Annotated in this window: 6 protein-coding genes and 1 riboswitch; of the genes, 3 read left to right on the forward strand and 3 right to left on the reverse strand. The window is 65.4% G+C overall.

The annotated features are described in order from the left end of the window. Positions 1–1,671, reverse strand: a 1,671-nt coding sequence (locus RMO97_RS02005; protein ID WP_310538885.1) for a TonB-dependent receptor domain-containing protein, incomplete at its 3' end; no start/stop codon positions are given. 153 nt (positions 1,672–1,824) lie between these two features. Beyond that, positions 1,825–2,018, reverse strand: a riboswitch (cobalamin riboswitch). 456 nt (positions 2,019–2,474) lie between these two features. On the opposite strand from RMO97_RS02005, the gene RMO97_RS02010 reads away from it, so the two are divergent. Next, positions 2,475–4,616 (forward strand): GNAT family N-acetyltransferase, encoded by a 2,142-nt coding sequence (locus tag RMO97_RS02010; protein ID WP_310538886.1) that lies wholly within the window; start codon positions 2,475–2,477, stop codon positions 4,614–4,616. Further along, positions 4,606–5,064 (forward strand): hypothetical protein, encoded by a 459-nt coding sequence (locus RMO97_RS02015; protein WP_310538887.1) that lies wholly within the window; start codon positions 4,606–4,608, stop codon positions 5,062–5,064. The genes RMO97_RS02010 and RMO97_RS02015 overlap by 11 nt, the downstream gene beginning before the upstream one ends. Before the next feature lie 357 nt (positions 5,065–5,421). Here the strand turns inward: RMO97_RS02015 and RMO97_RS02020 are convergent, their stop codons facing one another. Next, positions 5,422–6,453 (reverse strand): macro domain-containing protein, encoded by a 1,032-nt coding sequence (locus tag RMO97_RS02020; RefSeq protein WP_310538888.1) that lies wholly within the window; start codon positions 6,451–6,453, stop codon positions 5,422–5,424. A 10-nt stretch (positions 6,454–6,463) separates the two neighbouring features. Continuing rightward, positions 6,464–7,114 (reverse strand): DUF4433 domain-containing protein, encoded by a 651-nt coding sequence (locus tag RMO97_RS02025; protein WP_310538889.1) that lies wholly within the window; start codon positions 7,112–7,114, stop codon positions 6,464–6,466. A gap of 553 nt (positions 7,115–7,667) precedes the next feature. Between RMO97_RS02025 and kaiC the strand changes: the two genes are divergently transcribed. Beyond that, a complete protein-coding gene (kaiC, locus tag RMO97_RS02030; protein WP_310538890.1) occupies positions 7,668–9,362 on the forward strand; it encodes a circadian clock protein KaiC in 1,695 nt (564 codons plus the stop codon). The last annotated feature ends 169 nt before the right edge of the window (positions 9,363–9,531 follow it).

A 9,531-nucleotide genomic window follows, 5' to 3' on the forward strand; every position in this document is an offset into this window, starting at 1 on the left:
GCCCCGGTTGGCGCCCGCCGAGCGGTTCTCGGTGTGGGTCCAGCTGTAGTTGGCGTCGAGGCGCAAGGGGCCGGCGGTGACCGCGGCGACCAGCTCAACCCCATGCGCAGCGGTCTTTGCGGTGTTGTCGTAGTAGCCGAACCGGGCCACGCCGCCGGGGTTGCAGATGGGCGCGAGCGACCCGAAGGCGCAGGAGACGAAGTCGATCTGGTTCTCCGTCTCGCGCCCGAAGCCGGTGGCCGTCACCACGAGCCAGCCATCACCAACACTGTGCTCGACTCCGAGGTCCCAGCCGTCGGCCTGCTCGGCCTTCAGCCCCAGGTTCCCGTACTCGCTATAGAGCTGATAGAGGGTTGGGGCCTTGAATCCTTGGCCGAAACTGGCGCGCAAGATGGTTGCCTCGCCAATGGACCAGGCGGCCGACACCTGCCCCAGGGTGTGGTCGCCGAAGGTGTCGTGGCTGTCGCGCCGCAGGCCGATGCTGACCGACAAGTGATCGCTGAGGTCCCCACGAACCTGGCCGTAGAGGCTGTCGATCCCCACCTCCGCCGTGGCCGCCACCGGCGATGGCGCAAAGGCCGAGGGCGCGCGGCTGCGGAAGCTGGCCTCCTCCCGCTCGGCCCCGAAGGTGGCGGTCCAGGCCGGCGTGATCTCCAGGCTGCCCTGGTACTCCCAGCGCTTGTTGCGGCCGGTGGAGTCGAAGGTCAGGGGCGTCACCGCCTGGGCCGGGTTGAAGTTCAGGCTGTCGGAATTGGTGTAGCCGAAGGCCAGGCGGTTCTTCAGACGGCCGTCCAGCAGGGCGATGTTCAGGCCCGCATAGCCCACCAGCTCCTCGATCTCGGCGTACTGGCCGGTGTCGGCGAAGGAAAAGGCCGGCGCCGGGAAGCCGTCGAACTCGTTGCGGTTCTTGGTGTAGACCGCCCGCAGGTCCAGGGAGAGGTCGTCCGTCACGATCACCCGGGCCCGCCCGCTGACCGCGGCCTGGCGATAGCCGTCGTCCTCCGCCCCCCGGGCAAAGGCCGAGACGCCGCCGGTCTCATAGTGGCCGGCCGACAGCCGCCACACCAGGTGGTCGCTGCGCCCCGCCACCGCGCCGCGCAGATAGCTGGTCTCCTGCGTGCCGGCCTCGGCCTGCAGCCTGCCCTCGAAGGCAGAAGACGGCTCGGCGGTGACGATGTTGATCACGCCGCCTATGGCCTGGCCGCCCCACAGGGTCGACTGGGCGCCGCGCAGGATCTCGATGCGCGCCACGTCGCCGGTCAGCAGGTTGGCGAAGTTGTAGCCGCCGCCGGGCGCCGACGGGTCGTTGATCTTCACCCCGTCCACCACGGCCACGGTCTGGTCGCCCTCCGCCCCGCGGATGCGCAGGGTGGTGATGCCGCCCGGCCCGCCGTTGCGGGAATAGGCCACGCCCACGGTGCGCGACACCAGGTCGGAGACCAGCACCTGCTGGCGCGCGGCGATGTCGCCCGCCGTCAGGACGGTGACCGACTGGCCCACCTTGGCGGGGTCCTGCGGCCCGCGGGCGGCGGTGACGATGAGCTCGCTCACCGGGTTGGCGGCTTCCGCGCCCGCGGCGTCGGGCGTTGGCGCCTTGTCGTCGGCCAGGGCCGAGTTCGAGGTCAATAGAGCCACGGCAAGCGCGGCGGTCGAATAGAGATAGGTCTTCACGGGTCTTGCCCCTTCATCTGACGACGAGCCGCGACCCAGGCGACAGACGTCACGACCCCGGGGTGGGGGTCAGGGCGCACGATCGCCGGGCCACGGCCCAACAAACGTCGCCTCTCGGGACAATCCCCGTTCGCTCGGCGCACCCCGGCCGGTCGAAGGACGACTGCGTCAGGCAGGTCTCCTGGCTCACGGGGCAGCACCCATTGCGCGCCGCCTTCCCAGACCCCGAGGGACCCAGTGGCTGATGGCGCGCGGGCTCGCCGCTTACAGTTGCGGGGGCAGCCCGGGTTTTCCACCCGAGTTCCCTTTTCATCTCCTCTCGGAGAACCTGTCGCAACGGTGGGTTTAGGGCGAAGGAGGGGTGGGGGTCAATGTGGAGGGTGAAGACAGCTATGCTCCAGAAGCCGACACTGGCTTAGCTCCAGAAAATTGACATTCGTCGGTTTGATCCAGCGCGACGGGTTCCGCCCGTTTGGGTGCCATCAGGCATTTTCTCAGCGGATCAATGCCAACACGCTCAGCGAGCGTGTCGATGCCAGAAGCTTAACTTTCGAGTAGAACCGCAGCACGCGGCGGCACCGAGAACGCCCGCTGGCCGTCACTCCATCAAGGTGTTGCGGGGTGTCACAAGATCGAAGGAGTCGCCCGAAACCATCGGACTGGGACGCAGGGGAAAGCCTTCCCTCTGAATGGCGATCTCAAGACGACGCGGTCACGCGACAACCCCATCGTGACGACACGGCCCAAAGCAGCTTACGCTGACGCTGCCGTCGCCCGGGGTCGGCCATCACCGGTTGAACCTCATGGCCTTCCGCATTGAGACGAAGCCCTCTGTCATCCAAGGCCTCGTTGCGGATATCCGCGCGGCAGCGGACACCGACAAGGAGGCGCTGGGCTTTCTCCCCGCCTCAGCCTACGACCAAGCCGCTCGAAAAGGCGAACTGACCGTAGCGCTGCAGGATGGCCCCGACGGTCGAACCTACGCCGGCCACATCTGGGTGAGCGGCCTGTTCCCGCACGCCCGAGTCGTCCAGCTTTTCGTAGCGCCGGCCGTCCGGGGTCAGAAGCTGTCGACGCGTCTCCTTCGAGCGGCGATCCAGTCGGCTGAAGCCAGCGGCTTCCAGACCATCTTTGCGAAGGTGGCCGCCGATCTGGCGGCGAACCGGGTCTATGAACATCACGGCTTTGTCGTCGTCCGTACCAAGGCCGGCGGCAAGGCCCGCAATCGCCAGATCCAAATTCGGTCCCGCGAACTCTCCACGCCGACCTTATTCAACTACCGCCCCACCTCCGTGGTGGCGATCGACGACGGCGGCTCGACACAAAGTGGCCAGCAGCTCTACCTCATCGACTTGAACGTGTTCTTCGACGCCACCCGGCAGCGTCGCTTCACTCCCGCCGCAGAAAAAATCCTCGCTTCGGCCCTAAACAGCGGCGTCCGCCTGGCCGTTACGACCGAGTTCGTGAAGGAGCTGCAGCGCACCACCGTCGGCAAGGACGATCCTGTGCTGAGCTTCGCCAAGAAGCTGCCGACGGTGTCCGGCCCGTCGCGGCCGGAGATCGAAAGCTTGGCGACTCGTCTGGCGCCGACCGTGTTTCCAGACCAGTGGCGCGACGGGACTCTGTCGACCAATGACCATTCAGACCTCAGACACCTGGCGGAAGCGATCCTGGCGGGCGCCGCAGGCTTCGTGACGGGAGAGACCGGCGTCTTACGAGCGCACGCCGCCCTGCGGGAACAGCATGGCCTCAACGTTTGGTCGACCGAGGATTTTGCAACCTTCCTCACCCCGGTCTTGGCCGACCTACCGGTCGCTGGGCACGCCGAACACGACCTGGCATTCACGGAGGAGAAGTCGCTTTCGGCCGAGGCTGTGACTTTCCTCAAGACCCACGGTACCGCCGACAGTGTGATCTGGGCATTCAGCCGCTTGGACACGGCAGACAAGCGCTTCCGCTACCTGGCTGCGCGCGAAGCGCAGGCGCTAATCGCCTTCGCCGCCTGCCGGGCGGCGCCAGGACCGGCGGATGCGGTCGGCCTGCTCCTAGTCGCCGATCCCCGCCACCCTGCCACACCCACCGCCCTGGACTTCCTGCTCGAGCACGCCGTGCGCGCTGCAAGCCTGTCTCGGCCCTCACGCGTCGAGATGGCTCACGTCGATGGCCAGTCCGTGGCGCGGATAGCCGCGATCGAGAACGGCTTCTTGGCGACGCGAGCCGGCGTCGACGCCTCCTTGCGCAAGATCGCCGTCGGCACGGCGGTCACACCTTTCAACTGGACCGCACTGCGCGACCGAATTCAGAAAGGCACGGGCCTGACGCTTCCGGCCGATTGTCCCAATTTCCGAGACGACGAACAGGAGATCGCCGTCACCTTGGATGGTCGCGCCGCCACCCTGCCCTTGGCCAGCCTGGAGTCTCTGGCGGCGCCGGGCCTGTTCCTGCTCAAAGACCGCCCTGTCGCTGTCGTGCCCATCCGCCGCGCTTGGGCGGAGGATTTGGTCGGCGGGCCCCAGCTCAGCTTCCTGCCAAAGCCGGAGGCTGCGTTCCGCTCGCGCCGGGTCTACTTCGCGTCAGTGCGCAACCAACACATCCTGGTGAAAGGGCGCCTCATCATCCTCTACGAGTCGGGCAAGGACGGCGGCCGCGGCGCGGCCATTGCCGTTGCGCGCGTGGCGTCGGCAGAAGCGGTGCCGAAGGCCCATGCACCCGACTCTCTCATGCGCGCGGCCGTGGTCCGCGGCGGCGATCTGCAGGACCTGGTCAAGGGCACGACCGTTCTTGCCGTATGGTTCGACAATATTATGCGCTTCGAAAACCCCGTGTCGTTCCACCGCATGAAGGCGCTCGGCCTCGTCGACCCAACAAACCTCATTAAGAGTCACATGCTTAAATTTGAAACTGCAGTGAAAATTCTCGATGCGGGACGTCCCGATGCACGATGAAGACTCGATCATGCTCTCGGTCGCCCCCCAGTATGCTCGCGCCATCCTCGCTGGCGTGAAGGGCGTCGAGCTACGGCGACGCCCTCCTCGCCTCCAGGCGGGGACCCGAGCCTGGCTCTATTCGACCCTCCCCGTCGGCCACGTGGTCGCGATGCTGACCATCGACAAGGTAGTCGAGGCGCCGTTGACCGAGCTATGGAGGCGATACGGTTCTCACGCCGCTATCGCGCGCCCCGCTTTCGACGCCTATTTCGCCGGGCTGGATCGAGGCGCGGCGCTCATTATCCGGGATGTCCAGGCGCTCAAGGTGCCCGTCTCTCTCCAAGCTCTGCGGGAAGAAGGCGCGTTCCAACCTCCGCAGTTCTATCGTCGAATGCGAGCCGGCGCCCCGAAAGCGCTCCTTTGGGATAGGGAATTGCACCCTGCGGTCCAGGTTGCGGTCGGTTAAATCCAGGCATTTGCGACGGCTCTGACCCAGGCGCGACTTTGCCGCATGATCGACAACCGCCCTTACCTGCTAAGCGGCATGCCGCACTACACTGGCGTGCCCGCGCACGACTTCAGCGTTGACATGTTGGCATCCCAGAGTTGGTGAGGATGCGCGCCGACGCCCAGCGCATGGGGGACCTGCGTCTCTTCTGCATGATTGACTGCTACGACCCGCTGCGACTCCTCCGGGCCTATGGGAAATGCGGCCTTGGGGTACCAGCGGCCTGGCTGTCGGAAAAGGCATGACGAAAACCGCCAAGATCGAGCAGATCGCCGTCACTCAGTACGCCACTTGCTGGACAGGTCGCGACCCTCGCTAGGCCGCAATCCAGCCCTTGTCTTTGAGAGCCTGCATGGCGATTTCTATCTGCCGCGACGAGAACTGCTGCTTCCGATCGTTCCATGCGTAGACGCGGTTGACCAAGTCCGCTGGCGACGTCGGCTGTTCACGCGTGGAGACCCAATGGACGGTGGCCAGAAGCTCAAGGCCGAAGGGCGTCTCAAAGCCCTCAACCAAGTCCCCGACGCGATCGAACCGCTCCCGCACAGGCCCGTCATCCGCCAGGAAATCTTCAGCCTCCTTCACTGCGCCAGGCACCAGCTCGAGCTGCTTCGTCGGGGCGTCGCCGCCGTCGTGATAGCCCGACAATAGGTGGCCCTCGATCTTCGTCAGCACGTGCCGCAGGTTCTCCGCATACGGCCCATAGTGATGCTTAATGTACTTGAGCTGGAGGGGCTGGCCCGCCTCCTGCATGAAGTACATCAGCTTCTGCAACTCGATCAGGGTGACGAACGGGTCCAGCAACCCCCCAAGATAGCGATGCATGAGGACGACGAGCGCCGCACGACCGGCGGTCATGTTCGGCACATCGCGCGACTTCGTCATCGCTGGCGCGTTGCTCGGCTCGTAGATCACCACCTCGACACCACGGATGCCGCTAAGAGCCTCCACGATCCGGGGCCGCACCTCTGACCAATCCAAACCGCCTAAGCCGCTACCCAACGGCGGAATCGCAATGCTGCGGATGCCACGATCGCGGATTTCACGGGACAGCGCTATTAGGCCGGACTCGATGTCTTCCATCCGACTCTTGCCGCGCCAGTGCCGCTTAGTCGGAAAATTGATGATGTACTTGGGATTTGTAAGGCGGCGGGTCTCGAAGACGAACATCCGACCCGGCTGCACCTCCTCACGCGAACAGGCGGCGGCATAGGCCTCGAAATTGGCGGGGTACTCGTTCTTGAATTGCAGCGCGATGCCACGGCCCATGATGCCGACGCAGTTGACCGTGTTGACCAGCGCCTCAACGTCCGCCGCTAGAATGTCGCCCTTGGTGAACTGAATCATCCCGATCACCTCAATAGTACCATTCCCGCCGCACCTCGATTTGTGGCCTGTGAGGGGCAGCCCCCATGGCTGCAGAAACAGGCTGGACGTAGGCATTGGAAGAAACGCCGATCCGCTCCACGAGTGCCCATGGAAACCCAGTCTCCATCAAGAATTCCGCCTGCTTCCCTTCCTTCGCTCCGCCAGCCCACTGCGTCGCGCCAACCGAATCCCAATTGATTCGATCCAGCAGAGCTAGGTCGGCGCAGTCTTCGAAGTAATAGGCGCCCGCATTCGAAAGCGTAAACGCCCACCGCCGACCATTCTGACCCGCCCAGGCAACGGCTCTATGGAGGTCTGCTTCCAGGTGGACAATTGGCTCTTGCCCGCCTTGGTAGCTTAGCTCTGCGTTACGCTTGTGTATCAGATAGAGCATCACTGATCGAGAACAAAAATAGAACGGCGCGCATTCGCCCACTCGCAATCCCGGATGGGAACCGACCTGCAGCTGCTGTCGACGCTCCTTGATCCGGTTCATACCGATAATGGTGCCAGGCGCTTGACGCTGCGCGATCATGGCGTCGGAAAATATGAAGCCGTCGCCGACGATTGATGCGAGCCGGTCGACATGCGCGATGTGGTAGATCTTGGGCTGCGCAGGAACGGGCATATAGGCGGCCAACCCTCCCAAGACGATGCCAGAGTTCGGCCGCACCCGAGGCTGAGACCCGCGAACCTCATCTCTTCGCGCGAATCAAGCCAAAGTCCAGCGCAGCTTGGGCTAAGCTTCGTCTGACTATAGCGGCCGATCCCGAGCGCGCGTGTCCGGGGCAGGCTGGACCTCCCTTCTAGCCTTCAATTCGTGCGCAAGCTCCAAACGCAGTGAGTCCAGGCGGGGCTAGGTCGCGAACTGGCCGTTCGACTTCCAAGAACCGGACCTTCCGGACTTCGCCTTCGAGCCCAAAGCCGCCTGAATGATACGGTAGCTAGAGCGTCCTGCATGCGGAGCACTCGCTGTGGCAGTTGAGCCCAGTTGCCGTGTCCCCTTCAGATCCCGCCGGAGCCCCATGCAGGCTCACCTACTCCATCTGCCGTCGCCATGCGGCGCCGTGGGCCTAGCCAGCGGGGAGCCCTCTGAGCGCGGACCGTTTTTCAACCGGTGAGATTTCGTCAGGACGCGGCGGCGGGGCTCTTGTACTGATCAGATGTACGCTTCGCGCCCGAGGGTAGTTTCAATGACAATTCACACCAAGGCGATGACCGCCCAGATCCTCAAGGCGCCCAGCGGGGTCGCGGGGCTGGACGAGATCACCTTTGGCGGCTTGCCGGCGGGGCGCCCGACCCTGATCGCCGGGGCGGCCGGGTGCGGCAAGACGCTGTTTGCGCTCACCTTCCTGGTCAAGGGCGCCACCGAGCACGGCGAGCCGGGCGTCTTCATGAGCTTTGAGGAGCGGGCCCAGGACCTGGTGGAGAACGTCAGTTCGCTGGGCTACGACCTGCCGGGCCTGATGGCCGAGAAGAAGCTGATCATCGACTATGTGCGGGTCGAGCGCAGCGAGATCGAGCAGAGCGGCGAGTACGACCTGGAAGGTCTGTTCGTGCGGCTGGGCCACGCCATCGACAAGATCGGCGCCAAGCGCGTGGTGCTGGACACGCTGGAGGCCCTGTTCTCGGGCCTGGGCGACGGCCCCGTCCTGCGGGCCGAGCTGCGGCGGCTGTTCCAGTGGCTGAAGGATCGCGGCGTGACCGCGATGATCACCGCCGAGCGCGGCGCCGAGGGCCAGCTGACCCGGCACGGCCTGGAGGAGTATGTCTCCGACTGCGTGATCGCCCTGGACAACCGGGTCGAGGAGCAGATCACCACCCGGCGTCTGCGGGTGATGAAGTACCGGGGCTCGGCCCACGGCACCAATGAGTACCCGTTCCTGATCGACCAGGGCGGCATCAGCGTCCTGCCGGTGACCTCGGCGGGCCTGTCGCACTCGATCTCCGACGAGGTGGTGTCCAGCGGGATCGGCGGGATCGACGCCATGCTGGGGATCGGCGGCTTCTATCGCGGCTCCAGCGTGCTGCTGTCGGGTCCGTCGGGCACCGGCAAGACCACCTTCGGATCGCACTTCGTCAACGCCGCCTGCGTGGCGGGACAGAGGGCGATCTACTTCTCCTTCGAGGAGTCGCCTGAGCAGATCGTGCGCAACATGCAGTCGGTCGGCCTGGACCTGGGGGCGCATGTGGCCAGCGGCCTGCTGCGGTTTGAATCGGCCCGGCCCAGCCTGTTCGGGCTGGAGATGCACCTGGTGCTGATGATCCGCCAGATCGAAGAGTTCAATCCCACCGCCGTGGTGGTGGACCCGATCTCCGCCTTCCGGGGCTCGGAGAGTGAGATCCACGCCACCCTGTTGCGGCTGGTGGACTACCTGAAGGTCAAGGGGATCACCGGGGTGTTCAACAACCTGATCAACCCTGATCAGCCGGGCCGCGACGACCAGAGCCTGTCATCCCTGATGGACGTCTGGATCGGCCTGCACGACCTGCAGGCCAACGGCGAACGCAACCGCGGCCTGTTCGTGCTCAAGGCCCGGGGCATGAGCCACTCCAACCAGATCCGCGAATATCTGCTCGGGAGCGGCGGGGTGACCCTGATCGAGCCCTATATCGGGCCGCATGGGGTGCTGACCGGCAGCGCCCGTATCGTGCAGGAGGCGCAGGAAGAGGCCGCGGCCCTGGAGCGCCTGGACGAGGTCAACCGCCGTCACCGGGAGTTCGTCCAGAAGCGCAACGCCGCCGAGCGGCAGATCGCCGAGACCCGGGAGGCGCTGGAGCGGGAAGAGGCCGAACTGCTCGCCCTGGAGACCGTCGATGAGCGCAGGGAGGAGGTGCTCACCGCGAGCCGCTCCGCCGCCGCGACCCGCCGGGGGTCATCGCTGTGACCACCGCCCCGGAGACACCCGCCGCCGCCGAACCCGACGCCGGTTCCAAGCACGTCCTGAGGCTCTACGTCACCGGATCGACGCCGCGTTCGACCCGGGCGATCGACAATCTGCGCCGGGTGCTCGAGAGCGAGCTTCCCGACAGCTATGACCTGGAGGTGATCGACGT

The organism is Phenylobacterium sp. (genome assembly GCF_031425575.1).
Classification (GTDB): domain Bacteria; phylum Pseudomonadota; class Alphaproteobacteria; order Caulobacterales; family Caulobacteraceae; genus Phenylobacterium.

Coding starts and splice junctions, on each gene's coding strand:
- RMO97_RS02020 (WP_310538888.1), bottom strand. CDS start 6,453: ATGATTCAGTTCACCAAGGGCGACATTCTAGCGGCGGACGTTGAGGCG.
- RMO97_RS02015 (WP_310538887.1), top strand. CDS start 4,606: ATGCACGATGAAGACTCGATCATGCTCTCGGTCGCCCCCCAGTATGCT.
- RMO97_RS02010 (WP_310538886.1), top strand. CDS start 2,475: ATGGCCTTCCGCATTGAGACGAAGCCCTCTGTCATCCAAGGCCTCGTT.
- kaiC (WP_310538890.1), top strand. CDS start 7,668: ATGACAATTCACACCAAGGCGATGACCGCCCAGATCCTCAAGGCGCCC.